Origin of the sequence: Streptomyces sp. TLI_185 (genome assembly GCF_003814765.1) — a bacterium.
GTDB lineage: Bacteria > Actinomycetota > Actinomycetes > Streptomycetales > Streptomycetaceae > Streptomyces.
Genome location: NZ_RKRB01000001.1, coordinates 10,164,553 through 10,188,543, shown reverse-complemented (window position 1 = coordinate 10,188,543; position 23,991 = coordinate 10,164,553). Strand labels below are relative to the sequence as shown.

The 23,991-nt window shown below is 69.2% G+C and carries 25 protein-coding genes, 1 tRNA gene and 4 pseudogenes; 20 read left to right on the top strand and 10 right to left on the bottom strand.

Annotated elements, in window-relative coordinates:
- The first annotated feature begins 98 nt into the window (after nucleotides 1-98).
- Complete coding sequence (locus EDD92_RS46890; RefSeq protein WP_123969966.1) at nucleotides 99-950, top strand: class I SAM-dependent methyltransferase; 852 nt, start codon at nucleotides 99-101, stop codon at nucleotides 948-950.
- A 132-nt stretch (nucleotides 951-1,082) separates the two neighbouring features.
- On the opposite strand, the gene EDD92_RS46885 is transcribed toward EDD92_RS46890, so the two are convergent.
- Nucleotides 1,083-1,793 (bottom strand): N-acyl homoserine lactonase family protein, encoded by a 711-nt coding sequence (locus EDD92_RS46885; protein WP_123969965.1) that lies wholly within the window; start codon nucleotides 1,791-1,793, stop codon nucleotides 1,083-1,085.
- 130 nt (nucleotides 1,794-1,923) lie between these two features.
- Between EDD92_RS46885 and EDD92_RS50295 the strand changes: the two genes are divergently transcribed.
- Nucleotides 1,924-2,064, top strand: a complete 141-nt coding sequence (locus EDD92_RS50295) for a hypothetical protein (protein ID WP_185124519.1) — start codon at nucleotides 1,924-1,926, stop codon at nucleotides 2,062-2,064.
- A 17-nt stretch (nucleotides 2,065-2,081) separates the two neighbouring features.
- On the opposite strand, the gene EDD92_RS46875 is transcribed toward EDD92_RS50295, so the two are convergent.
- The 3 genes and pseudogenes from EDD92_RS46875 to EDD92_RS46865 all read right to left on the bottom strand — a co-directional run.
- The gene (locus tag EDD92_RS46875; RefSeq protein WP_123970871.1) at nucleotides 2,082-2,468 is read right to left on the bottom strand and encodes a barstar family protein; all 387 of its coding nucleotides are present in this window, start codon (nucleotides 2,466-2,468) and stop codon (nucleotides 2,082-2,084) included.
- Between the two features lie 379 nt (nucleotides 2,469-2,847).
- Complete coding sequence (locus EDD92_RS52630) at nucleotides 2,848-3,246, bottom strand: WD40 repeat domain-containing protein (RefSeq protein ID WP_399185561.1); 399 nt, start codon at nucleotides 3,244-3,246, stop codon at nucleotides 2,848-2,850.
- A 74-nt stretch (nucleotides 3,247-3,320) separates the two neighbouring features.
- Nucleotides 3,321-5,228, bottom strand: a pseudogene (locus EDD92_RS46865) (WD40 repeat domain-containing protein); the annotation flags it as partial.
- Between the two features lie 311 nt (nucleotides 5,229-5,539).
- Here EDD92_RS46865 and EDD92_RS46860 point away from each other — a divergent pair.
- A pseudogene (locus EDD92_RS46860) lies at nucleotides 5,540-5,800 on the top strand (GNAT family N-acetyltransferase); the annotation flags it as partial.
- Nucleotides 5,801-5,943: 143 nt separating this feature from the next.
- On the opposite strand, the gene EDD92_RS46855 reads toward EDD92_RS46860, so the two are convergent.
- On the bottom strand, nucleotides 5,944-6,402 hold the full coding sequence (locus EDD92_RS46855) for a MarR family winged helix-turn-helix transcriptional regulator (RefSeq protein ID WP_123969961.1): 459 nt from the start codon (nucleotides 6,400-6,402) through the stop codon (nucleotides 5,944-5,946).
- A gap of 109 nt (nucleotides 6,403-6,511) precedes the next feature.
- Between EDD92_RS46855 and EDD92_RS46850 the strand changes: the two genes are divergently transcribed.
- The 3 genes from EDD92_RS46850 to EDD92_RS46840 all read left to right on the top strand — a co-directional run bounded on the left by EDD92_RS46850 (nucleotide 6,512) and on the right by EDD92_RS46840 (nucleotide 9,967).
- Complete coding sequence (locus EDD92_RS46850) at nucleotides 6,512-7,594, top strand: substrate-binding domain-containing protein (RefSeq protein WP_123969960.1); 1,083 nt, start codon at nucleotides 6,512-6,514, stop codon at nucleotides 7,592-7,594.
- Between the two features lie 301 nt (nucleotides 7,595-7,895).
- On the top strand, nucleotides 7,896-9,593 hold the full coding sequence (locus tag EDD92_RS46845; RefSeq protein ID WP_123969959.1) for a cytosine permease: 1,698 nt from the start codon (nucleotides 7,896-7,898) through the stop codon (nucleotides 9,591-9,593).
- Nucleotides 9,594-9,724: 131 nt separating this feature from the next.
- Entirely contained in the window at nucleotides 9,725-9,967 is a 243-nt protein-coding gene (locus EDD92_RS46840) for a DUF6207 family protein (RefSeq protein ID WP_260327225.1), read from the top strand.
- 85 nt (nucleotides 9,968-10,052) lie between these two features.
- Here the strand turns inward: EDD92_RS46840 and EDD92_RS46835 are convergent.
- Nucleotides 10,053-10,129, bottom strand: a tRNA-Trp gene (locus EDD92_RS46835).
- 415 nt (nucleotides 10,130-10,544) lie between these two features.
- Between EDD92_RS46835 and EDD92_RS46830 the strand changes: the two are divergent.
- Nucleotides 10,545-10,895 (top strand): annotated as a pseudogene (locus tag EDD92_RS46830) (barstar family protein); the annotation flags it as partial.
- A 449-nt stretch (nucleotides 10,896-11,344) separates the two neighbouring features.
- Nucleotides 11,345-11,518 carry a hypothetical protein gene (locus EDD92_RS50290; RefSeq protein ID WP_185124349.1) on the top strand — a complete coding sequence of 58 codons (174 nt, stop codon included), beginning with the start codon at nucleotides 11,345-11,347 and terminating at the stop codon, nucleotides 11,516-11,518.
- A gap of 435 nt (nucleotides 11,519-11,953) precedes the next feature.
- On the opposite strand, the gene EDD92_RS51830 is transcribed toward EDD92_RS50290, so the two are convergent.
- Together EDD92_RS51830 and EDD92_RS51825 are read right to left on the bottom strand one after the other, a co-directional pair.
- Nucleotides 11,954-12,448: a site-specific integrase gene (locus EDD92_RS51830; RefSeq protein ID WP_260327389.1), complete on the bottom strand. Its 495-nt coding sequence runs from the start codon at nucleotides 12,446-12,448 to the stop codon at nucleotides 11,954-11,956.
- Between the two features lie 410 nt (nucleotides 12,449-12,858).
- A complete protein-coding gene (locus EDD92_RS51825) occupies nucleotides 12,859-13,263 on the bottom strand; it encodes a hypothetical protein (RefSeq protein WP_260327401.1) in 405 nt (134 codons plus the stop codon).
- 480 nt (nucleotides 13,264-13,743) lie between these two features.
- Between EDD92_RS51825 and EDD92_RS46815 the strand changes: the two genes are divergently transcribed.
- The 3 genes and pseudogenes from EDD92_RS46815 (at nucleotide 13,744) to EDD92_RS46795 (ending at nucleotide 16,668) form a co-directional block, all read left to right on the top strand.
- Nucleotides 13,744-15,453: a serine/threonine-protein kinase gene (locus tag EDD92_RS46815; protein WP_260327224.1), complete on the top strand. Its 1,710-nt coding sequence runs from the start codon at nucleotides 13,744-13,746 to the stop codon at nucleotides 15,451-15,453.
- Nucleotides 15,454-15,496: 43 nt separating this feature from the next.
- A pseudogene (locus EDD92_RS46810) lies at nucleotides 15,497-15,769 on the top strand (hypothetical protein); the annotation flags it as partial.
- A gap of 527 nt (nucleotides 15,770-16,296) precedes the next feature.
- Nucleotides 16,297-16,668, top strand: a complete 372-nt coding sequence (locus EDD92_RS46795; protein ID WP_123969956.1) for a TIGR02391 family protein — start codon at nucleotides 16,297-16,299, stop codon at nucleotides 16,666-16,668.
- Nucleotides 16,669-16,676: 8 nt separating this feature from the next.
- On the opposite strand, the gene EDD92_RS50280 is transcribed toward EDD92_RS46795, so the two are convergent.
- Nucleotides 16,677-17,045 (bottom strand): hypothetical protein, encoded by a 369-nt coding sequence (locus tag EDD92_RS50280; RefSeq protein WP_185124348.1) that lies wholly within the window; start codon nucleotides 17,043-17,045, stop codon nucleotides 16,677-16,679.
- Nucleotides 17,046-17,382: 337 nt separating this feature from the next.
- Between EDD92_RS50280 and EDD92_RS46790 the strand changes: the two genes are divergently transcribed.
- From EDD92_RS46790 to EDD92_RS46775, 4 genes are read left to right on the top strand one after another with little or no spacing between them, the layout of a single operon-like run.
- Nucleotides 17,383-18,447, top strand: a complete 1,065-nt coding sequence (locus EDD92_RS46790) for a substrate-binding domain-containing protein (RefSeq protein ID WP_123969955.1) — start codon at nucleotides 17,383-17,385, stop codon at nucleotides 18,445-18,447.
- 15 nt (nucleotides 18,448-18,462) lie between these two features.
- Nucleotides 18,463-19,638, top strand: a complete 1,176-nt coding sequence (locus EDD92_RS46785) for a toxic anion resistance protein (RefSeq protein WP_123969954.1) — start codon at nucleotides 18,463-18,465, stop codon at nucleotides 19,636-19,638.
- Nucleotides 19,635-21,209 carry a VWA domain-containing protein gene (locus tag EDD92_RS46780; RefSeq protein ID WP_123969953.1) on the top strand — a complete coding sequence of 525 codons (1,575 nt, stop codon included), beginning with the start codon at nucleotides 19,635-19,637 and terminating at the stop codon, nucleotides 21,207-21,209. Before EDD92_RS46785 ends, EDD92_RS46780 begins: the two co-directional genes overlap by 4 nt.
- Nucleotides 21,196-21,798 (top strand): hypothetical protein, encoded by a 603-nt coding sequence (locus EDD92_RS46775; protein ID WP_123969952.1) that lies wholly within the window; start codon nucleotides 21,196-21,198, stop codon nucleotides 21,796-21,798. Before EDD92_RS46780 ends, EDD92_RS46775 begins: the two co-directional genes overlap by 14 nt.
- Here EDD92_RS46775 and EDD92_RS46770 read toward each other — a convergent pair.
- Complete coding sequence (locus EDD92_RS46770) at nucleotides 21,774-22,274, bottom strand: MFS transporter (RefSeq protein WP_123969951.1); 501 nt, start codon at nucleotides 22,272-22,274, stop codon at nucleotides 21,774-21,776. The two genes, EDD92_RS46775 and EDD92_RS46770, sit on opposite strands and share 25 nt — an antisense overlap.
- Between EDD92_RS46770 and EDD92_RS46765 the strand changes: the two genes are divergently transcribed.
- The 5 genes from EDD92_RS46765 (at nucleotide 22,195) to EDD92_RS46750 (ending at nucleotide 23,867) form a co-directional block, all read left to right on the top strand.
- The gene (locus EDD92_RS46765; protein ID WP_123969950.1) at nucleotides 22,195-22,539 is read left to right on the top strand and encodes a hypothetical protein; all 345 of its coding nucleotides are present in this window, start codon (nucleotides 22,195-22,197) and stop codon (nucleotides 22,537-22,539) included. The genes EDD92_RS46770 and EDD92_RS46765 overlap by 80 nt on opposite strands.
- Before the next feature lies 1 nt (nucleotide 22,540).
- Nucleotides 22,541-23,047, top strand: coding sequence for a hypothetical protein (locus EDD92_RS46760; RefSeq protein ID WP_123969949.1), 507 nt, complete (start codon nucleotides 22,541-22,543; stop codon nucleotides 23,045-23,047).
- Nucleotides 23,048-23,171: 124 nt separating this feature from the next.
- Nucleotides 23,172-23,426, top strand: coding sequence for a hypothetical protein (locus tag EDD92_RS46755; protein WP_123969948.1), 255 nt, complete (start codon nucleotides 23,172-23,174; stop codon nucleotides 23,424-23,426).
- Nucleotides 23,426-23,554, top strand: a complete 129-nt coding sequence (locus EDD92_RS51815; RefSeq protein WP_260327223.1) for a hypothetical protein — start codon at nucleotides 23,426-23,428, stop codon at nucleotides 23,552-23,554. Before EDD92_RS46755 ends, EDD92_RS51815 begins: the two co-directional genes overlap by 1 nt.
- Nucleotides 23,555-23,657: 103 nt before the next feature.
- Nucleotides 23,658-23,867 carry a hypothetical protein gene (locus tag EDD92_RS46750; protein ID WP_123969947.1) on the top strand — a complete coding sequence of 70 codons (210 nt, stop codon included), beginning with the start codon at nucleotides 23,658-23,660 and terminating at the stop codon, nucleotides 23,865-23,867.
- The last annotated feature ends 124 nt before the right edge of the window (nucleotides 23,868-23,991 follow it).

Genomic DNA, 23,991 nt, shown 5'->3' with positions numbered 1-23,991 from the left:
TGATCGTAGGCGGTCAGTGCGCACACGACCGTCTGGCCGCGCATGAAGCTAGCTCCACTCATCCGGCCTCCTTGGAATCGATCACCTAGGCTGGCGCGGTGACTGATGAGCAGGAGTGGGTGCAGCCGTCGGGAGTGTGGGCCACGGCGGTGGGGGTGGCCAGAGTGAGGGCGCTGGAGACCGAGCGGGAGAACGCGCTGTTCCGCGACCCCCTGGCACAGGCCTTCGCCGCCGCCGGCGGTCTGTGGCCCTCCTCGCCACCGCTGCCCGATGACGAGGCCACGCGCCGCCGCTGGCTGGCCGTGTCATTCTCCATCGTCATCAGGACGAGGTTCCTCGACGACCTGTTGCAGCAGGCCTCCGCGTCCGGGGTCCGGCAGGTCGTGCTGCTCGGCGCCGGCATGGACAGCCGGGCCTTCCGGATGGACTGGCCCGCGGGCACCCGGCTGTTCGAGGTCGACACCGCCGCCCCACTGGACTTCAAGGCTTCGGTGCTGCGCCAGGAGCGGGCCGTCGCACGCTGCGAGCGGATCACCGTCGCGGTAGATCTGCGTGAGGACTGGCCAGGCGCGCTGGCCGCCGCGGGGCACGACCCGGCCGTTTCGACCGCGTGGATCGCCGAAGGACTGCTGATCTATCTGCCCGAGGATGCGGTGGAGCTGCTGCTGGCCCGGATCAGCGCGCTGTCGGCGGCGGGCAGTCGGATGGGGCTGACGTTGGGCTCGCGCGGCGTGATCGAGCGCTTCGGCGCGGACGCCGTGCCGGGATCGGCGGCGTCCATGTGGGTCTCGGAGATGCCCGACGACCCGGTTGGCTGGCTGGCCGGGCACGGCTGGGCGGCCGACAGCCACACCCTGCGCGAGCGCGCTGCCGCCTACGGTCGCCCGCTCAGCACCCCGCCGCAGCGAGAGGAGCGGCCCGGCGGACTGATCTCGGCGGTCCGCCGGTAGAGCGCCTCCCGGTTCCCTGCGAAATGTCGATGAGAAGTGACACCACTTCGGAGAGCTGCCGATGTTCGCAGGCGTTGGCGGCGGATGCTGCCGCCTGTTTGGGCGATGCGGCTTGGATTCGTCTGATCTGCCTTAGAAAGTGCTCTGCGACGGTTCCCAGACCGAGCAGTCGTGGGCGAAGAGAACCCGTCGTGGGTCGAAGTCAGCGAGTCGTTCCAGCCAGTGCTGGTAGGCGGGAAGCGGCTGCTCCACGCCGTGGAGTGCGGCTTGGCGGGCCAGTTGGTCGGATGCGAAGTGGGAGGCGAAGTCGTGTGCCTGACCGGCGAGGACTACTGTGCCGTCGGCTTGCCGGAGGACCAGTGACTGATGCCCTTGGGTGTGCCCGGGTGTCGGAATGATCCAGACGCCCGGCCAGATTTCGGCCTCACCGGCGAGTTCCTCGTAGGACGCGGTGGGGAAGTCGATCAGTTCGTCGAAGGTGTAGTCGCCGTTGCGGGCGGTGGCCAGCTCGACGTCCTGGACCAGGATGGGCTTGCCACCAAGCAGAGGGTTCCCGCCGCAGTGGTCGAAGTGAAGGTGGCAGTTCGCGACAAGGGAGATGTCGTCGAGAGCGACTCCGGCCGTGGACAGGGCATCCTGCAGGGCCCGGCGTTGGGGACGGTAATGGGCTTCCGTCTCGGGGTCCGCCTTGCCGATGCCGGTGTCGAAGAGGATCAGGCCGTGATCGTGTTGCACCAGGTAGGCGAGCACAGGTTCGACCCGCGGCTGCGGGCCGCCGGTCTCCGACGCGGGCCGGATGAAATACCCCAGATCGAGCCGGCGCACCGGCATGTTCTTCCCCATGCCGCCAGCCTGGCAGGTTCTGGTGTTCCGGTCGGGCGGTCTGCCGAGAGCAGAACCATCGCCGACGTCATCGGCCGCAAGGCGTGCATTCAAGTGCGGAGTTCAGCCTGCGGCTTCCCGCCCGCCCCGCATGATCCGCTGCACTCGACTACTCGACCTGGTCAACACGATGGACCCCAAACTCGTCGCCGCCGCCTTCGGCATGGATCCCGAAGCCACCATGATCTATCTCGCCGACCACGTCGATGAGGGCCGTTTGCCGGAGCGGTGAAGACCGAGTATTGGTCGTTACTGAAGCCGCAGGACGCCAGGGGCTCGATCCTCGAAGACCGTGACCAGCCAGTCGAAGACGGTAGGTCCGTGCTCTGTACGCGCCGCAGCCAGATCCGCGCTGACAGCAAAACGGTTCGTGGGATGGCAGCGTGAGAGGCGAATCTCCAGCTGGCGAGCCGTCTCCGGATAGCCCAGATACTCACGAGACGCCTGGTGGTCACGCCATTCAACAACGTAGTCATCGTCGTCGGGCTGCCCGAAGCCACCACTGAGGCAGTCAGCGAAGGCGTCGAGGTTCTTGCCGAAATAGCCTCCAGGACCGTTGACCGCCTCGCCGATGAGTCGCCAGAAGTCTTCCAGCGTCCTCACCTGGGTGCCGTCCAGCACGTATATCGCCGTCACAGCACGCAGGATACGTCCAGATCGATGGCCCCTCGGGGTAGCCGAAGTGCTGGATGAGGCCGGCTGAGATGGCGGAGGCGTTGTCTGATGGGTGCAGGCATGCACGATGGTCACCGCGACCGGCTTGACGGCATCGGCACGCGCGGCCGACGCGGTCGTCTTCGGTGCCGAACCGCTCACGGCACCGGGCTGCGCGGTCTGCATCAAGGCACCGGCGGCGAGCAACGTCACCCCGAGCGCCGCCCCGACCATCTTGCCGTACCAGCCCCGCCCGCCGTGCGTGCCATGTCCGCCCCGCTTTGGCGCAGTTCCTCGCCGATCCCCGGTCACCTCGTGACCACCTGGCAGGACGAGTGGCGGCGCCGAGTGGATCTGTCCGCTACCGATCACGGACAATCCCGGGGGAGTTCGGGGACAACTCGGCGAGCAACGGCCGTAGAACGCGGTGGATCGTCACGGAGCTCGGGTCCTGGGGGCTGGACCCGGCGTGGTCTCGGGGAGCAGGTGAGTACGGCGCTCCTCGGGTGTCAGTGAGCGGAAGATCCGGCCGCGTGCCGACCGACAGCAGGGCCTGGGTGTCGCCCTCGGCAGCCCAGACGCGGATGGTGCGGTCCTCGGCGGCGGAGACCACTCGACGGCTGTCGGGGAGCCATGCGACGCAGTTGCACCGGCTGCGGTGGATGCCGATGATCCGGCCCTCGCCGCCACGCCGCGGATTCCACAGGCGGACCGTGTGATCGGTGCAGGCGGTGGCGAGCGCGTGGCCGTCCGGGACCAGGCGACCGCGTGCACGCGGGCCTCGTGGCCCTGGAGCACGTGCCAGAGCGTGCCGGTGGCGGTGTCCCAGACCCGTACCGTCCAGTCGCCGGAGCTGGTGGCGAGCCGGGTTCCGTCACGGGACCAGGCCACGGCGTCCACCCAGCTCTGATGGCCGGTCAGGCGGTGGAGCAGGCGCTGGGCGGCGAGGTCCCAGATCTGCGCCGTGTGGTCGTCCGATCCGGTTGCCAGCATCGTCCCGTCGGGTGACCAGGCGAGGGCGCAGATCCACTGGGAGTGATCCGCGTACTGCCCAAGGACCGTGCCGTTCGCCGGATCGAGGACGGTGGCGCGGTGGTCACGTCCCGCCACGGCCAGCCGGGTCCCGTCGGGGGACCAGGCGAGGGCCTCGACCGTCTCCTGCCCGGTGAAGACGGTTCGGTGCTCGTCACTGGTGAGGGGCTGCCAGATCCTGACGGTGTTGTCGTCGGCGCTGCTGGCGAGCCGGCGGCCGTCAGGAGCCCAGCGCACCGCTCTCATGCCGGCGGTGTGCCCGGTCAGGGTCCTGACCTTCTCGCCGTCGTCGGTCCGCCAGATCCGTACGCTGTGGTCGATGGCGCCGCCGGCCAGGTGACCGCCGTCGGCGGTGATGTCGAAGCCGAGGACGGGGCCGGGGTGTTCGGCTATCTGGAGCAGTTCGGTGCTGCGCGTGCCGACGGTCCATATGCGGGCCGTGCCGTCCTCGGCGCCGGTGGCGATGCGGTCGCCGCGGGGTGACCAGGCGAGCGCCTCCACCCGGTCCGTGTGGCCGCACAGGTGGGCGAGTTCGTCCCCGTGGGCGAGTGTGCGGACGTGCACCTCGGACCCGCGTGAGGCGATGGCGAAGCTGTCTCCCTGTGGGGAGCACTGCAGATTGATGATCAGCGCGTCCGGCCCCTGAAGTGTGCGCCGCAGTTCTCCGGTCCCGGCGTCCAGGACTCTCACCCGCTCCTCGCCGGAGACCAGACAACTGCCGTCCGGTGTCCAGGAGACGGGGGTGGCGTGGTTGTACGAGCGCTCGATGACCCGATGGGGGCGTCCGGTCGCGACGTCCCAGGTGATGTACGACCGGTCGTAGGCGGCGGAGAGCAGCCGTGTGCCGTCCGGGGACCAGGAGAGCCGGTAGATCTCGTTGCCGTGCCCGGCCAGTACGGCGGTCGGCTGCCGGGTCGCGGTGTCGAAGAGCCGGATGTGCCGGTCCCGGGAGCAGGCGGCCAGCAGGGAGCCGTCCGGGGACCAGGCGATGTCGCGGACCGTGTCGCTGAAGGCGTCGAGCAGGGTCACGGTCTCGCCGGTGACGGGATCCCACACCCGCGCGGTGCGGTCGCGCGAGGCGGTGGCACCCTCCGTGAGTCCGGCGACCAGTGCACCGCCATGCCCCCCCCCCGCGTGGCCGTCCAGGAGTGCGGCGGGCGCACCCGAAGCCGCGTCCCAGATTCGGGCGGTCCCGTCCAGCGACCCGGTGGCGATCCCTGCCTCGTCGGGGGACCAGGCCACGGCGCGGACGCCGGCGGTGTGGCCGGTGAGTACGGCCTGGGTGTGGTTGTGGGCGAGCGAGGCCATCAGCGCCCGGACGGCGGTGGCGGTGGGCGGGGACTCGACGAGGGCGGCGGTCGCCAGGAGGGTGCCCAGCTCCGGTTCCCGCTCGGCATTCGCCAGGACGTACTGGCCGATCGACTCGGAGACCAGGTGCAGGAAGTCCCGGTCCTGGCTTCGGGAAGCCGTGACCAGTTCCTTCATGTCCGCGGTCGCCTCCCTGGCAGACTCCAGGCCCGCCAGCCATCTTCGGGCCGGGGCGAGCCGCTCCCCGGTGAGGAGGTAGTCGGGGCTGCGTCCCGAGGACCGCCAGTCGGACGCCCAGCGTTCCAGTTCGCTGCGGCTCTTCAACTGCTCGGCACGGACTGCCACTTGCTGTTGCAGCGGCGGCCACTGACGGAACAGGGCCTCGTGCGCCGCCTGCAGCACGGGCTCTGGCGCGCGGCCCGCGCCGCACCGTCGTCGGCGAGGCCCCCATACCCGCCCAGCCGGCCGCCGGGCAGCGCACACTCGCCGACGGAACCGCCGGGGCCCGCCTGCACCCGTACGCCGACCGAATCCACCAGGTTCGCAGATGCCAGATGCTGCAAGACGATGAACCCGATTGCCAGTCAAGGTTGAAACCGCGCGTACCCGGCCGGTTGGAGAGGCCGCAGCCCGCACGGCCTACTTGTGGGCGAAGTATGGCCGCATTGCCATGGGTGAGCGATCCGGACGGCGATGCCGCCCCTGATGGCGACGCCCGCGAGATCGACGAACTCGCCGTCCGTCCGGCCGCCCACGGCATGGGCCTGGCCGCCGAACTGCTCGAAGCGGTCACCGAGGACGCCCCCGAAGGCCGCTCCTGGCCGCTCACGTCCGTCCGCTCGCCGCGCGCCGTCGCCTTCTACCGCCGGCAGGGCTGGGGACCGGCCACGCACCCCTCACCCGAAGGCACGGGCGTCGTCGTCTTCCTCGGCCGCTGTCATCCCGCCCGCGCTCTGGCCTCGCTCCCTCTTTGAGCGCGTGTGCGCAGGGCTTCACCACCTCCGCTGACCGTCACGCCAACCTGGTCGCCCCACTCGCTCGCGCGACCGCCAAGACGCTGAAGCGCAGGCCCACCTTCGCCGCACACGGACGAGGCCGCGGCCATTGATTGAAAAGATCAACTCTGCGGTCTGCTGGGCGCCACCGCAGGCAACCCGTCGACCGTCGCCGCGAGCAGAGGCAGGAGCCGGGTGAGTTCTCCCTGGTCACCGATGGCGTCGAGAAGCCGGGTCTGGTCGGAGCGGACGCGGTGGGCGGCGCGCTGGTGGAGGATGCGGCCGCGGGCGGTGAGGTAGAGCAGGACGCGGCGGCGGTCGTCGGGGTCGGGCCGACGGTAGACCAGGTTGCCGGCGACCATGCGGTCGACGAGCTTGGTCAACGTGGGCGCCGGCATGAGGGCGTGGTCGGCGATTTCGGACATCGGGTGGCCCTGCCCGTCGGCGACGGCCGACAGGACGCGCCACTCCTCCACCGAGCAGCCCTCCTCGGCCAGCATCGCGGCCAAGCGCCTGCCGAGGCATCGCTCGGCGTGACTGAGGAGGTGGGCAAGGTCCGGCGAGGAGGGTTCCGACGGCATTGCCGGTGTCCTTCCGTAGGTCTAGTGTTCGGGCAGATTACGAGCCTCCGCGAGGGTGCCGGGGCCCGGACCGGGATCCGCGCGCCCAGTGCCCTCACGGAGGTGGTCTGTGCATCCGGTGCCGCCGAGAGGGAATGGCGATTCGAGCACGACGCTGGTCGTGGCCTTGGTCGTGCCGCTGCAGGGACCGGCGGGGGTCTTCGGCCCGTCGTGCGAGCTGGCCGCGCAACTGGCCGCGGAGGAACTGAACGCCGCGGGCGGCGTGTTGGACCAGGAGGTCCACCTGGTCACGGTGGACGGCGGGGCGCCGCCGGAGCAGGTGGCGGCCGAAGTCGAGGCCCTGGTGTCGCTGGGCGCCGTCGACGGGGTGGTGGGCTGGCACACCTCGGCGGTGCGCCACGCGCTGCTGCCGCGGATCGCGGGCCGCGTGCCGTACGTCTACACAGCCCAGTACGAAGGCGGCGAGCGCACACCCGGGGTCTTCCTGACGGGCGAGACCGACGCCGCGCAACTGCTGCCCGCGATGCGGCTGCTGGCCGAGGCGACCGGAGCGCGACGCTGGTGCACGGTGGGCAACGACTATGTGTGGCCGCACGTGACCGCCCGTGCCGCACGGCGATACGCCCGGACCTGTGGCGGCCTGGTGCGCGACGAAGTCTTCGTGCCCCTGGGAACACGCGGCTTCGGGCCCGCGCTGCGCCGGATCGAGCGGTGCGAGGCGGACGCCGTACTGATGCTGCTGGTCGGGGACGACGCAGCTCACTTCAACCGGGCGTTCGCCGGGTACGGTCTGCATCAGCGGTGCCTGCGGCTGAGCACCCACATGGACGAGAACATCCTGCTGGCCACCGGAGCGGAGGCCACCGACGGCCTGTGGGCGACGGCCGGTTTCTTCGAGACGCTCGCGACCGCCGAGAGCCTGGACTTCAGCGCGCGTTACGCGGCGCGGTTCGGTGTGGAGGCACCGGTCGTGGGTAGTCTGGGCGAGTCGTGTTTCGAAGGAGTGCGCCTGCTGGCGGCGTTGGCCGAGCGGGCGCGGTCGCTGGACGTGAAGACGATGTGCGCGGTGGGCGAAACGGTCTCCTACGAGGGCCCGCGCGGCGCACTGCGGCTGCGCGGCAACCATCTCACCCAGCGGCTGTACCTGGCACGGGCGGATGCCTTCGACTTCCACGTCGTCACCCAACTCTGACCCGGCTCCCTGGCCGTTGACATTACCCTGCCACAGAAATACTTTCTACGGGAAGCATCTGGCGGGGGCGAGGCATCTGTATTCAATCGAGCCCTTCGCTCGCCACAGTCTCCCATCGACGGGCGCCCCGCCCACGCGGCGCACTCCTGTTCGCGCAATGTCTACGCGCGTCAAATAAAGGACCGTTAAATACCTTTCCCTTAAAGGAAGCGAAACGTTCAAGAAACAGTGCGGCGTGACTCTTCCCTGCAATCACCCGGGGTCGCCCGGGTCGCCCCCAGTGCTGGGAAGAGGGAATGTCGTGACGGAGATCGTCGACAAGGAAGCACCGCCGGCGAGTACAGGCGGACGGACGTACAACAACTGGGCGCAGAACGACACATTGGAGGACTACTCGCTGCGCTACGCGCCGAAGTCCTTCCGCCGCTGGACTCCCTACGTGGTGGCCACGACGGCGCTCGGTGGCATCGCCTACCTCGCCGACTTCGCCATCGGCGGCTCGATCGCCATCTCCAACGGCTTCTCCAGCGCCATGGTGGCCATTCTCGCCGCGGCGGTGGTCATCTTCCTGACCGGCATCCCTATCTCGTACTACTCGGCGAAGTACTCCATCGACATGGACCTGCTGACCCGGGGCGCGGGTTTCGGCTATCTCGGCTCGACCCTCACGTCGGTCATCTACGCCAGCTTCACGTTCATCTTCTTCGCCCTCGAAGGCTCGATCATGGCGCAGGCCCTCGAGCTGGGCCTGCATATCCCCCTGGCCGTCGGCTATCTGATCTGCTCGCTGATCATCCTGCCGCTGGTGATCTACGGCATGACCGCCCTGTCGAAGATGCAGGTGTGGACGCAGCCGGTCTGGCTGGTGCTGATGGTCGCGCCGTTCGTCTCCATCGCCATCCAGGAGCCGGACAAGTTCTCGCAGTTCACCCACTTCGCGGGCAACTCCCCCACCGGCTCCAGCATCAGCATGCTCGGCGTCGGCGCGGGGGCCGGCGTGGCCCTGTCACTGATCGCGCAGATCGGTGAGCAGGTCGACTACCTGCGCTTCATGCCCGACAAGACCCCCGAGAACGCGGGGAAGTGGTGGGGCGCCGTGCTCTCCGCCGGTCCCGGCTGGGTGGTTCTCGGCGCGGCGAAGCAGATCGGCGGGGCGTTCCTGGCCTTCTACATCGCCGGCAGTGTGGGCCTGTCCAAGGCCAACGAGCCCATCCAGCAGTACGTGCACGGCTTCAAGACCTTCGCGGCGCCCGTCGCCCTGGGACTGGCGACGTTCTTCGTGATCCTCTCCCAGATAAAGATCAACTCGACGAACGCGTACTCCGGTTCGCTGTCCTGGTCGAACTTCTTCTCCCGCCTCACGCACCGGCACCCGGGCCGGGTCGTCTACATCTTCCTCAACGTCGGCATCGCGCTGGCCCTGATGGAGGGCGGAGTCTTCGGCTTCCTCAACACCGTCCTCGGCTTCTACTCCAACGTGGCCATCGCCTGGATCGGCGCGGTCGTCGCCGATCTGGTCATCAACAAGCCGCTGAAACTGAGCCCGTCGTACATCGAGTTCAAGCGCGCCCACCTGTACAACTTCAACCCCGTCGGCTTCGGCTCGATGCTCATCGCCTCCGCCGTCTCCATCGCCGCGTACTTCGAGGCCTTCGGCGACTACGGCAAGGCGTACTCCCCCTTCATCGCCCTGTTCCTCGCGATGATCCTCTCACCGCTGTTCGCCGTGCTCACGAAGGGCAGGTACTACATCGCCCGCGTCGACGACCTCGAGGAGCCGCTGCTCGGGACGGACGGCCTGCCCTCCGCGGCCACACTGACCTGCACCGTGTGCGCGACCGACTTCGAACGGCCCGACGTGGCCAACTGCACCTTCCACTCCGGGGCGATCTGCTCACTGTGCTGCAGTCTGGAGAAGAACTGCCACGACTCTTGCAAGACCGGTGTCGCCACCGGCCCGGTCGCCCTCGCCACACCCACCGTGCGGTCCGCGGACTGACCACCATCACCTTCCCGTGTCCGGTTTGGCTCCGGCTCGCGTTCTTCGACGTGGGCCGGAGCCGACTTCGTCAGTCGGTCAGGGCTGCTCCAGCGTCGCCCCCGGCCGTCCATGAACACGTACTGACAGACGTGGACCCGATCCGAGAAGCGCACGTGTGCGAACCCGGCCTGCTCGTCGTCGACATGGCGGGCTTCGACGATGCCACCGTCTTCGCCTTCCAGGCGGCGATCGCCCGAATCTGGGGGACCTCGACCGCCGAGCGCACCACCCGGGATCCCGGCCGGCCCGGTGTGCGGCTGCGGCTGTACACCGATCTGCGGCAGGTCCTCGAGGATGGCTCGTCGCCGGAGCCGGCGCCGTCGGCCGCGTAGACAGGCATGGTCCCGACACCACGGGAAGAGTGACGGACCACGCCTGCGTCCAAGGCGTGCAGCAGATCCTTGGGGACGTGATCGGTGGCAGGGGCGGCAGGAATCGAACCTGCGGCATCCGGTTTTGGAGACCGGCGCTCTGGCCATCTGAGCTACGCCCCTTTGGTAGCGACAGCTTGGCATGGCCACCGGGTCTATTTCCAAGTAATTTCCGCCTGTTTGGAGAAGGCGCAGGACGCCGACCGCCTTGCCGAGGATCCGCACGTCGTTACCGGGGACCGGGTCACACGACGGATTGCGCGGCATGAGCCACATCTGCTCGTCCTGTCGGCGCAGCACTGTCACTGCGGCCTCGTCATCCGGGAGAGGGCCAAGCTCAGCCACGAATCAACCCGAACCAGACGACCTTTCCCGTGCTCAACCGCCTTGCCCTCCACCGCCGGGCCAGCTTGTTCACCAAGTACAGCCCACGACCGCCCTCGTCCGTCGCCCGCGCCTGGGTTAGGGGAGACTGACCTAGTGCCCCGGCGGGACGGGCTACGTCCGGCCGATGCTGCCCACCGCCGGGGCCTCCCGGCTCGACCTCGTCCGAGAGCGGGCCTGCCGGCGCACCCACCATGACCGGCCGGCCGGTCACGCCTACGGACTCGACGGCCGGCACGTCACCGACGAACCGGGCCTCTACCTGGCGCTCGGCGAGGCGGTGAACGGTCCGGGCGGCTACTTCGGGGGCTGTCTGGCCGCCCTCGACGACTGCCTGCGCGGCACCTTCGGCTACACCGCCCCTGCAACCCTGCTCTGGCGCGAAGCTGCGACAGCACGCGAGCACCTGTCCCAGGCCCTGACCCCGGACGGACAGCCCTACGACCTGTTCGGCGTGGTCCTCGATGTCCTGGCCCAGGGCGGCATGCACGTCACCCTGGCCTGAGCTGCTGTCCACCCGCCGGCAACGACTCTGTCCGACGGCTCTTCTCTGCCAGAAGGCACGGCGCGGCCGTTGGCGAAGGGCTCCCCGGGCACGGCGGCTGCCTGCGGAGGCGGTGGCCGCGACGGTGATCGAGGGGCCGATGCCGACACGGACGTCGACTCCCAGGCGCGAGAGGGTACGCACGCGCAGGACCTCTCCCAGGCGGCGGGTGTCGGTGCCGTGGTAGCGCAAGGCTCCCTTGAGAAGCTGTGTCACACCCTCTCTTCGCAGGTCACGACCCATGATGTGAAGTAGTGATCCCGTTTGCCGTTCGGTTGGATGTCGATGGACGGGTGGCCGAACGGCATAGAGATCGTCCGTCAACGCCCGGACAGCCCAGCAAAGGGGGCCGCTGTGCTGGTGGCGTGTCTACGGTTGACATCACTCCCGACCACGGCAGGAGGGCGGACGTGTTCAAGCGCATCGTCATCATCCTCACAGGACTGATCACCAGCGGGTTCCTCACCCCAGGTGTCGCCGACGCGGCCCCCACATCCGCCACGACCATGGCAGCGGCTCCAACGGACGCAGGCGACATCCTCGGCGATGTCATCGGCCTCATCGGACATCCTGTGTCCATTTGATGGGACTACATTCGTTTCCAGGAATCGCTATCCCCTTCTGCCGTGACTTGGGCAGAGAGGTCGTGACACAACTTCTCAGCGGTTTCGGAGACGCTCCACTCCCCGGTCACCGCCGGGCCGTCATGCGTGAACTGGACCCTGACGCGGTATGTCACCTGCCGCCTCCTGTCTGCTGCGGCCCGTGGATGCCCCGATCTTCGCCCACGATCGGGGGTGTGCATGCTGTGGTGACTCACCCGAAGGCCCTCGATTTCACCTAGCCACCCCTCGCGTTCCGCTTCGGAGATGCGCGCCATGAGGGTGTCGCGGATCTCGACGAGACGGGGCCGTTGTCTCGGGTCGGGCCGGAGCATGGAGCAACGAACGCAGGCGTGCTCGTGGATGCAAGGGCTGCCGAACGCCCGAGCGCATACCCCGACCGACAGCTTGCGCCGCTCAAGGACCGAGGAAGGAGTCCCACTCCTCGCTGGTTGGAATTCGGTATTCCTCACCGGGGCGCAGGGCACGGCGGCGTGCAAAGAAGGCACGGTGAGCTTCAATGGCCTCGGTGGGATATATGGCCTTGTACCCCATGGTGGTGGCAATGCTTTTGTGGGCACAGATTACTTGGGCGATGTGGGGTGGCAAGCAGGAGAGGATGGCGTCCGTGACGAAAATCCTTCGGAAGTCGTGCGGCTGATAGTTCAGCGGATTGACTGCAGCGTCAGTGAGTCCAGAGGCGGCCGGGGTCTCGCCGAGGCCCTTACGGATGGTCTGGGCGGAGACGGGACGGTTCTGTCCGGCGCTGGACCATTGGAAGAGCAGTGGCAAGGGTGGGTTCCACACTCGCTCGCCTTGGTCATCAGCAGAGACCAGCGGGACCACGCCGTTTGCACCGCGCACCCGGGTGACCATCCTGGACAGGACATCGGCGAGTTCCGGACTTACCAGCAGCAGACGCTCCTCGTCTGTCTTCGACGGGGCGATCTGCAGCAGGGAACCACTTCACCGGTTGTGGGCAGGGTGTACTGGACGATGCTGTGGTGGTTGATTTCCAGCATCTCTTCGATGCGGGATCCCGTGTGCCGAAAGAACTCGATCGCGGCCCAGACCCAGAACGCGCGGTTCTCGTCCGCCACCAGGTAGCGGCGACGCCCACTGTCGTCCAAAGCTAGATTCGGCTCTAGGCCGGAGTGGCTGCGCTTGGGTTTGGTGAAAGTTTCTCCCTGAGCCGTAAATTGCCCTCCCAAAGGAGCATCGCGGAAGGCAGCCGGCCTTTCCTGGGCCTGACTCGAGCGGACCTCGGCGGTGCGTAGCACCATGGGCAGAGTGGGCATGCGCTCACGGGTGCGCTGGTCAGCTCAAGCCTTCACGTGCTTGTGATGCTTGCGGAAAACAACGTCGGAGTCCTTGATCGGACAAGGCGCTACCCACCGGGCCCAGCGCTCGGGTTCGTCCGCAGCCCACGTTGCGAGGTCCAGGTAGAAGGCCCGCACAGTTGCCATCAGACTGCTGGGGTTGAGGCGAGGCATGGTGCGCTCCACCAGCCGACCATCAGGAGTGCGGCGGCGGACGGTTTTGGTGCGGATGCGTTCCTTCCACGCCGAGATGACTTCCGGGCTCAGGTGCAGCGAGTCGATGCCTGGGTGGTGGTGCTCTAGGTCTGCCCAGAAGCGGGCTACCAGCGACCGAGAGAGGTCTTCAAAGGTGTTGTAGTCCAAGGCGGGACGACGCTCGTTGAGATAATCGACGAATAGGTCGCGCACCGGTTGGCGGTCGATAGAAGTGGCGAAGAGGGAGAGCCGATGGTGCTTCAGCGGTGACCAGCTGCACAGAAGGGCGGCGATCCGGCGGCGACGCAGGCAGAATCGCGCAACTTGTCGCCGAGGGCGACGGCGTCCTCACACGTGGGCTTGACCGGCATCCCGGAGGCCCCAGCAACATCACGCCGTCGCCGCGGCCAGCAGCACCCGAGGATGAGTACCAGCGCGGCAGCGCGAGCGTCAGGGCCGTCATGGACGGCAGTTGCCAACAGTTCGGCCCGGTGACAGGCGGCGGGCACGGGCACCCCGTAATCGTCAAGGGGATGTGCCGCGTCCGCGATCTCCACGCCCCATGACCCGCGCGACAGAAGTAGCCGATTCCCTGAACACACGCACGGGCTGGGGTTAACCTCGTCTTCCACTCGCGTGAACTGACGTGCGTCGAATGTGCCTTCGGGGGATTTCTTGTTAGGAGAGCGGCCGGTGCCGACGGACGATGCGGCTGCCGCGCTGCGGCAGACCGGTGCCTCTCCACTGCGGGTCGGCGACCCAAGGCGCGTCGGCCCCTATGCGCCGATAGCGCTGCTCGGCAGTGGTGGCATGGGGCGGGTCTTTCTGGCCCGTCCCATGGACGACAGCCTCGGTCTGGTCGCGGTGAAGGTGATCAGGCCGGAATACTCGGAGGATCCCAGGTTCCGGCGCCGGTTCGAGCGGGAGGCGTCGGTGCACGCCCGTCTGCGTACACCGCACGCAGCACGACTGTCCGGCACGGGCTTCGACGACGAACTGCTGTGGATGGCCACCGAGTACCTCCCCGGCTTCGATCTGGCGGAAGCCATACGGGAGGACGGCGCCCTGGAGCCGGCCGCGGTCTGGCGGCTGGTGGCGGAGCTGGGGCAGGCACTCGCGGACCTCTCCGTCGAGGGGATCGTGCACCGGGACCTGAAGCCGTCCAACGTACTGCTGTCCGTCCGGGGCGCGCACGTGATCGACTTCGGAATTGCGAAGGCCGCTGACGCGAGTGCGATCACCGGTACCGGAAACCGGGTGGGGACTCCGGCCTACATGTCGCCCGAGCATCTGAGGGAGGGGCGGTCCGACACGGCGTCGGACGTGTTCTCGCTGGCCGGGACGCTGGTCTACGCGGCAACGGGGCGGGCGCCGTTCGGCGACGGGACCGGCGTCGACGTGATGCACCGGGTGGCGTTCGAGGAACCCCGTCCCGAGGTGATCGGTCAGATCTCGGCGGCGGACGCGGAGCTCGGTTCACTGCTGACCGCCTGCCTGTCGAAGGAGCCCGAGCGGCGGCCTACCCCGCAGGAGCTCATCGACGCGGCCGGAGCGCGCGCCGTCCTGTCCACCTGGCCGGACCCGCTGGGCGGCGAGGTGCTGGCCCGACAGCGGGCGTACGAGGCGCTGCACCGCGTGCCTGTCGCAGGCATGACCCGTTTAGGGTCTCCCGGTGGCCTGCCGCCGGTCCCGTCCGCGCAGACGCCTGAACATGCTCCACCTGTCATGGAGCCCCCGATCGAGGCCGAAGGCGGCCCGGCGAGAGCCCCTGCCAAGGCCCGGAGAAAGCCGTGGCTGGTCGCCGTCGCAAGCATCTCGGCCTGCGCCGTTGTTGCGGTGGCCTTACTGCTCACACGCCAGGCCCCTCCCGCCACCGACTCCGCGAAAGGCGGTGTCACAAAGGCCGCCGGCACCGCGTCCCGTGGCGATTCCACCGCTCAGGTGTCCCCAAGCACGAACGGACAGCCCCACCCGAACGTCGACGGCCTCGCAGTCGAAGAGCGCGAGAGCAAGGCCGGCTCCGCCCTGCGGCCCGGCGCTTCAGGCTCAGCCGACGACCAGCACGACGACGCCTCTGCCCCGGGTTCCACGCCGGACACCTCCCTCTCCCCCGCACCGTCCGCCGACAGCCCGTCCGCCGGAGCCGACACCACTCCCTGGCTCTCCGAGTGCACGTACTACTCCGGCAACGGACGCACACGCCTTGGCGACAGCGGCAAACGCGTACAGCAGGTTCAGTGCATGCTCACCAAGCGCGGATACAGTGTGGGAAGCACCGGCGTGGACGGCGAGTTCGGACCCGACACGGAGACCGCAGTCCGGACCTTCCAGACCGACCGGGGGCTGAACGCCGACGGCATCGTGGCACACGACACATGGGGCGCGCTGCGCAGCGCAGCTTGACGTTCCGGCCGCGCGCTCGGGTGACGGAGCACCCGCCGTCCAGGACCGCGCAGTCGTGGCACTGCCGGACGCCAAGTGGGGCGAACGCGTAACCGCGGTCGTCCAACTCCATCCCACGGCGACCCCGATGAGCGCCACCGACTCCGATCTGAGCGGCTTCGTCAAAGCCCGGATCGGAAGCATCAAGACTCCCAAGCAGATCGAGATATCGCACGACCTCCCCCGCTCCAAGGTCGGCAAAATCCTCAACTGCCTGTTCTCCGTCCGCTCGTGTAGCCGGTGTGGTTCGAACAGGGCGCTAGATCACATGCGTTGAGGGGAGCCCAGGCATGATGGAAAGGCCTCTTGCGCCAGCTCACGGTTGTCGAATCCAGCAAGGTGCAAGAGGTCCTGGTGTTGAAGTGCTGCGTGGCGGTGAGTCCGAACACCCCTGGGTGTGACTGTCTCGCTCACCGGTTCGGGAACGCGGCCGGCCGGCCGGGCCTCCGGCCGTGGTACGGCTCCGACACGAGCGATACGGGGATGGGCCCTGGTGCGGGATCTGCTGCCGGTGTCGGGGTGATGGGAAGGCCGGGGCGGCCGCCCGGAGGGCTACTACCACCGCCAGATGATCGACGCCGTGCACTACCTCGCCGACAACGGCGTCAAGTGGCGGCCGATGCCCGCGGACCTCCCGCCCCGGCCTCGCTCGCCGGGGCAGTCGGCGCTGGTGTCGGTGCTGCAGTTCGCGGAGAACCCCTCGGACCGTGCGGCGGATGCGGTGCGCACGAGGATTGATGCGCACCTAGGCGCTCGTGATCGAACAGTTGGCGACGGAGCGGGCCGAAGCGACCGCCGAACGCGATGAGGTCCTGGCCGCGCGGGCACTTCCGGGAGGCCGTCACGGCCGCCGCGCGGAAGATCAACGCCGAGACGCAGAACAAGCTCAACGACCGGACGCGCTCGGATTCGACGCTCTTCCAGGACGCCCTGAGCGCGAACCCGCCCACTGCCGGCCACCTCCGGTTGCGCGTCATTCCCGACGAAGGCAGCGCGACGTTCAAGAGCATGCAGCGTGGAGTCACGGCCTTCGCGGAAGGCTGCTTCGCAGCGATCCGCAACCCCAACAGCCACGCTGCCAACCTTCCGGAGCTGACGGAGCGCGAAAGGCTTGAGCAGCTCGCCGCCTTCAGTCAGCTCGCCCGCTGGATCGACGGGGCCACCGTCGAGACGTAACGCCAGGGTCATGGAAGGTGCTGGCGTCGGGGAAGGACGCGGACCTTGGCGTCGTGCTGGTCTTGGCCGGACAGGGCTGCGTTGTCCAGCGCGAGCAGGCCGCCCGCGGTCGCGACGGTCTGGAGTCGTTCTTCGAGGAAGCGGCAGTGGGCCTGGAGGTCCGCGTACTTCTTCTTGAGGTCCTCGAAGGTGTCGGTGGTCTGAACGTGGGCGGCCCGCTTCGCGTCTTCCTTCGCGACGCCGTCACCGACGAGCTGCGCGGCACCGCGCCGTCCACCAACCTGGGCACCGCGGCCGCCCGGCTCGCAGCAGGTCACGCGGATACGGGGAGGACGGACGCCGGTCCGCCCGACCGCCGCCGCCAAGCCGCGCCTCACGGACTGCACTAGCGGGCGAACGCCCTGGCGGGCCGCGCCCTCCTGGTCGCCGCGTCCCGCGCGGACACCACGGCGGCGATCCTGGCGGCCCAGCGCATGGAAGCGCAACACGGCCGCCCTGACGGAACCGAAAGAACTGAGCACAGCCGGCTGAACCCCCCGAACGCCCCGGTCCGCGTGCACCCGCAGCGACGCGCGGACCGGGCGCCATGCACCGCTTCGGCTTCGCGCCTTTCAGGGGCGTTCCGCAGGGGCGTTGCAGGGCCGGGGCTGGTGTGTCACCGTCCGTTCACCAGGGGCACCCGGGAATGTGGGGTTCCGGGAGCAGGCTCCACCTGTGAGACGAATCATGGGAATCGTCCTCGCGGTACTGCTGATGGCGGGTGTGGTGGTCGCCGTCGTCGCGGGTCGCAGCGATGAGGACAAGGGCACGGCAACGAAGACCGTGCGGATGGTGATCGGGTCGGAGAAGGCGGAGTTTTTCGCGGATCCGGACGTGGTGAAGGCCCTCGCCGCCAAGGGCTACACCGTCAGGGCCGAGACCTCCGGGTCCTGGGCCATGGAAGGGCTGAACCTCAAGGGCTACGACCTCGCGTTCCCCAGCAGCCAGGCGCCCGCCGTCGAGCTCGCGGCCAAGTACAAGGTGCAGGGGACCCTCCCCCGCCCCTTCTACTCGCCCCTCGTCGTGGTGGCGCACAAGAGCGCCGCCGGGGTGCTCGCGGCCAACGGCCTGGCCACCCTGGACGCCGCGCACCGCGGCACCCTGAAGATGGCCGCCTATCTGGACGCGGCCCGCGCCGACCGGACCTGGCAGCAGCTCAAGGGCGCCGGGAAGTACGGGGAGCTGACCGGCACCCTCTACCTCTCCAGCACCGACCCGGAGACGTCCAACTCCGGCGCGCTCTATCTCGCCTCCGCTTCCTACGTCGCCAACGGCGGCAAGGTCGTCGCGAGCACCGCCGAGGTCGACAGGACCGCGCCGCTGCTGCACAAGCTGGTCAGCGTCCAAGGCGCCCAGCAGTCCAGCACGGACGCGGCTTTCCGGGACTTCGTCAGCGGCGCCGGCAACCCGCTCGTCCTGGTCTACGAGTCGCAGGTCGCCTCCCTCCTCGCGGACGGGCAGCAGCCCGACGACCTGGTGGTCCTCTACCCGGACATCACCGTCAACAGCGACCACACCGCCGTGCCGCTCACCGAGAGCGGCTCCGGACTCGCCCAACTCCTGTCCACCGACCCGGGGTTGCGCAAGCTGGAGATCCGGCACGGGTTCCGCCCGCAGGGCGTCGCCGCCGAGTTCGCCTTGGCCGGCACCTACCTCAAGCAGCAACTGACCGGCGTCCGCCAGGCGCCCGTGCCCACCTCCGCGGTGCTGCACGAGCTGGCGCGACGGGCGCGCGGATAAGGGGGACAGCAGCAGATGAGCAGCACCGACAACGACTTCACCCTCACCCCGCCCGAGGCCGTCGCCGCCGTTCCGCGCGAGCGGGCCGGCGGACTCGTCCCCGTGGACGACGGCGTCCGCACCGACATGGCGACCAAGGCAGCCGCCTACGTCAACGGACTCGCCGCCCTCGACGCCCGCTCGCCCGAGTTCGTCGGCAAGGTCGGCGAGATCACCGCGCTCGGCGCGGGCGAGATGCGCACGGCCGCCGCACAGTCCAACCGCATGCTGGAGCGGGCCGTCCGCAGTCTGCCCGACAAGGGCGGCGACGCCCAGTCGAAGGTGGCCGGCTCGCTGGTCGAACTCCGGCGCGTGGTCGAGGACCTGGACCCGCGGGACCTGCCGGCGAGCAAGGGCCGTAAGTTCCTCTCCAAGCTCCCCGGCGGCAACAAGCTCCGCGACCACGTCGCCAAGTACGCCTCCGCGCAGGGCACGTTGAACAAGATCGTGGGCTCGCTGCGCGGCGGCCAGGACGAACTGCGGCGCGACAACGCCGCGTTGCAGACCGAGCGGGTGCGGCTCTGGGAGACCATGGGCAAGCTCCAGGAGTACATCGTCCTGACCGACGCCCTGGACTCCGCCGTCGAGCAGCAGATCTCCGGCACCGAGCTCACCGACCCCGAGCGGGCCGACAGCCTGCGCGCCGACGTCCTCTTCCCGGTCCGGCAGAAGCACCAGGACCTGCTCACCCAGCTCGCGGTGTGCGCACAGGGCTACCTCGCCATGGACGTCGTCCGCCGCAACAACGACGAGCTGATCAAGGGCGTCGACCGGGCCGCCACGACCACCGTCTCGGCGCTGCGCATCTCGGTCATGCTGGCCTCCGCGCTCGACACCCAGAAGAAGGTCATCGAGCAGGTCAACGCCCTGCGCGGCACCACCGAGGACCTCATCCGAGGCAACGCGGAGATGCTGGCGACGCAGAGCGGGGAGATCCAGCGCATCGCCTCCGACCCGGCCGTCGGCGCCGAGACCCTGCGCTCCGCCTTCCAGCAGATCTACCGCACCCTCGACGCCATCGACACCTACAAGGTGCAGGCGACCGAGGCCATGGCGGTGACCGTCGAGAACCTGACGGCCGAACTCCAGCAGGCCAGCACCTACCTGGACCGCAGCCGCTCCCGCAGCGCGCTGGAAGGCGGTCTCTCATGAGACGACCCCCCAGGCCTCTTCGGCCCCTCGGTCCCCTGCGGCCCCTCCTCGCGCTGACCGCCCTCGCCCTCCTGCTCACCGCCTGCTCGGCGGTGGCCGACGGGGACGAGAAGGACCCCGACGCGCCCCGGCCCGGCACCCTCCGCGTCCTCGCCTCCAGCGAGCTGAGCGACATGGCCCCCGTGCTGGAGCAGGTCCGCAAGGACACCGGCGTCACGATCCGGCCCACGTACATGGGCACGCTCGACGCCGTGAACGTGCTGGCGAAGCCCGGCACGGACGGCAGGTACGACGCCGTGTGGCTGTCCTCCGACGACTATCTGCGGCTGCGCCCCGACGCGGCGAAGAAGATCGTCTCCCAGACGCCGATCATGTCCAGCCCGGTGGCCATCGGCGTGCGGACGGCGACCGTCGGCTCCCTCGGCTGGAAGCCCGAGCACGTCACCTGGTCGCAGATCGAACACGCGGTCCAGGACGGCGAACTCACCTACGGCATGACCGACCCGGCGCGCTCCAACTCCGGTTTCTCCACGCTCGTCTCGGTCGCCTCCGCGCTCTCCGGAGCCCAGTCCGCGCTCACCGACGCGGATGTCGCGAAGGCGACCCCGAGGCTGAAGGAGTTCTTCAAGGGGCAGCAGCTGACCTCGGGGTCGTCCGGCTGGCTGGCGAGCGCGTACGCCCGGCGCGGCGACGTCGACGCGCTCCTCAACTACGAGTCCGTACTCAAGGGCATCCCCGGGCTGACCGTGATCCGCCCCATCGACGGCGTCGTCACCGCCGACTACCCGCTCTCCTCCCTCGCCGCGACCGACGCGACGACCCGCGACAACGTCAAGCGGGTGACCGACGCGCTGCGCACGGAGGCCGTCCAGCGGCTGATCACCGCCAAGACGCACCGCCGCCCGGTCGTCGCCTCGGTGCCGCCCGCGGCCGGACTCGACACCGCCCGCCGGCGCGAACTGCCCTTCCCCGGCACCCGGTCCGTCGCCGACGGGCTCCTCGACGCCTATGAGAACGACCTGCGCCGCCCCTCCCGGACGGTGTACGTCCTCGACACCTCCGGCTCGATGCAGGGCGACCGGCTGCGCCGCCTCAAGACCGCCCTCACCGACCTGACCGGCGACTTCCGGGACCGCGAGGAGGTGACGCTGATGCCGTTCGGATCGGACGTGAAGAGCGTGCGGACGCATGTCGTCAGCCCCGCCGACCCCGACGCCGGGCTCGCCGCGATCCGCAAGGACACCAAGGAGCTGTCGGCTGACGGGGACACGGCCGTCTACACGTCGCTGGAGAAGGCGTACGACCACCTCGGCGCCGACCGGGACGCGTTCACGTCGATCGTGCTGATGACGGACGGCGAGAACACGGCGGGCGTGAAGGCCGGCGACTTCGACGGCTTCTACAAGAGCCTCACCGCCGAACGGCAGGACATCCCCGTCTTCCCCATCCTCTTCGGCGACTCCGACCGGGGGGAGCTGCAGCACATCGCCGAACTGACCGGCGGCCGCCTCTTCGACGCCCAGAAGGGCTCGCTGGACGGCGCCTTCGAGGAGATCCGTGGCTACCAGTAGGTTCGTCGGATACCTGGAGTCCCGCAAGAACATCGCCGGCAGCGCGGCGGGACTGGCCGGCCTGGTCCTGACCTTCACGGGCGTCGCGGGCCCGTACTGGCCGGTCGTGGTCGTCGGTCTCTACGGCGCGGGCGCGCTGATCGCCCCGCCGGAGCGGCCCCCGCTGCCCGACTTCCCGGACCCGTCCGCCCAGCTCGACGAAGTGCGCGGCGACTTCGAACGCCTCAGCGCCTACCTCGCGGAGGTCGACCTGCCCCCGGCCGCCGCGGGCCGCCTCACCGAACTCACCGGCCTGCTGACCGCCCTCCTCGAACCCGGCTGGGTCGCGGAGATCCTGGCCCAGGACCCAGAGGGCGTCCACACCCTGTCGAGGGCGGTGCGGCAGGACGTTCCCGAGGCGGTCGACACCTTCGTACGAACGAGGTGGTGGACACGGCTGACACCGGGCCAGGATCCCCCGGAGCGCCATCTGGAACGCCAGTTGACCCTGCTCCAGCAGGAGGCGGAGCAACTGGCGGGCGCACTGCGGGAAACAGAGGCCAGACGCCAGGAAACCCACACGCGTTACCTGGAGGACCGCTCGCAGTAGCCGCCTCGGGGGCGCGGGGCCGTATCGATCATGGGCGAGGGTCGGTCGTCGTGTTCCCCGTCGGGGCGGACGGGGAACACGACGACAGACCCAGAGCCGCATACGCCGTTGTACGCGGCCTCGCCGATCACGGTGCGGCCCGTCAGCCCAGCCACTGCACCAGCGCAGGCGTCCGCCAGGGCCAGGGTGTCGTAGCCGCGGCGCCGGGCCACGGTGGTGAAGACCGAGCCCAGAAGGCGCAGGTAGGGGACGGGCTCACGCGGTTCGAGGGGCAGGATGACCGTGCGCAGTACGACGGCGAGGACGAGGCTCGCCGCGGCCGTGATCACGTGGATCGCCCGCCAGCCGAGGTGATCGGCGACGAAACCACTGGCCGTGCGCGACAGCGGTACGCCGATGAGGACACCGGAGGCGACGGTGCCGACGACGCGTCCGCGCCGGTCGGGCTCCGCGAGCTTCCCCGACCAGCGGGGCAGGCAGCTGCGCGCCGACGGCCGTCAGGCCGACACCGCCGAGCACGGCAAGGAGCACGGGGAACTTCGGCGCCAGGGCGGCGCCGAGAAGCATCACGGCGGACATGAGGTCGCCGGCGTAGCCGCGGTCGGCCCACACATGGGTGATCTGCTGCTGGGTCAGGCGCAGGCGCCAGAAGACGTCGCGGGCTGCGTCGCGGTGGTGCAGGAGCCCGGCGAGGAACGGCAGAGGCGGATCGCGACACTGTTCGCGGGGAAGGAGCATTGACATGGCCCGGCGTGGCGACGAGTTGTCCATACTGATGAAACGCCTCTCGCATCAGGGACGTGTGTACGTCCGCTCCGGGCTGCTGCCGCCGACGAGTGGCGGCGAGAGCGGGGTCGTGGCCGCCGTGGCCGCTGAAGTGCACACCCTGTTCAGGCAGCTGTACCGGAAGGACTGGCAACACAACGCCGCCGATTCGACGGGACCAGCACCCGTTCAGCAGGTCGAGGAGGCACTGGACGCCATCGACGCCGAGAGGGCCACCTCTCTCCTGGGGCGCCTTGCCTCCCGGTGCCTTGTGTGGTCCGACGTCGCGTTCATGGACCCTGCCGAGGCCGATGCCGTCGCTGGACAGGTCGTGGAACTCCTCGGAGCAGAGGCGCAATGGTGGTCCAACTGCGACAGCGACAGCGACAGTTTGACGGACATCTCCGGCTGCACCTTCGAGAGCCTCGTCGCCGGCACCGACGGCCGCCGTTTCGCCGTACTGATCCAGGTCGGCGAGGACTGATGGGCGCAGCTGGACGCGATCGACGCCAGCGACCTCGTCTTGCGGCCTCCAGAGCCCGGATTGGCGATCGGATGCTGCCGGCGCACGGCGATGGCCCCGCACGCTGACCGTTCACGCAAACGACGTGCAGAAGGAGCCGGACCTGGTGGGCGACGACACACCGTTCGTCGTTGGCCGCCTTCTCGGCATCGCGGGACACCTCGTTGCCCGCCGGTCCGTACGCGGCGGGCAGGCGCAATGCGAGCGGCTCGTGGACAAGCTGATGCGCGGCGGCGCCCCAGTCGCCCCGGTATCCCTGTCCCAACTGCGTGGCCTGCTGGAGAAGGACCTCGCTGACCGCTCCAACCCGGCGTCTACCGCAACGCGTATAAAGAGGTGATGACCCGGCTGGGCCAGACCGAACCACCCCGGGTCATCTCCCCGGTCCCCAACATCTGGTGGCGCGTCATCGCTGGCGAGGCCCGCCAACGAGTCGCACTCGACGCGACGCTCACCGCGCACGGTTGACGGGCCGGCGCTGGCGCTGGCGTGGGACGAGAACGCGGACCAGGCCCTCGCCGAGCACGGCGACAAGCTGGTCATCGTCGCGCCCAGTCAGGAGCAGGCCCGCTTGCTCTGGAGCGACCTTGCGGCCGAGACGCCCCGCGCCGGCACCCGCGACCTCATGGTGAGCGACGCCGACCAATGGCGCGGCTCCCGCTCCGACCACCACGGTGCGTTCCTGGCCTGCATCCGGTACCCGGACGACAGCATGGCCACCGAGGACATCGTCCGCTACCGGTCCTTCATCCGCTCCATGGGGCTGGAACCGGTCATCTGAACCGCCGGAGCCGAGACGCGCCACGTCGCCCTCGCGACAGCGATGGCCCGGTGTGCACTCACCAGTCGTCGGGGGCGTTGCCCACCCACGTGATCGGCTGGCCCTCGATCGGGTGAGCTCGGCA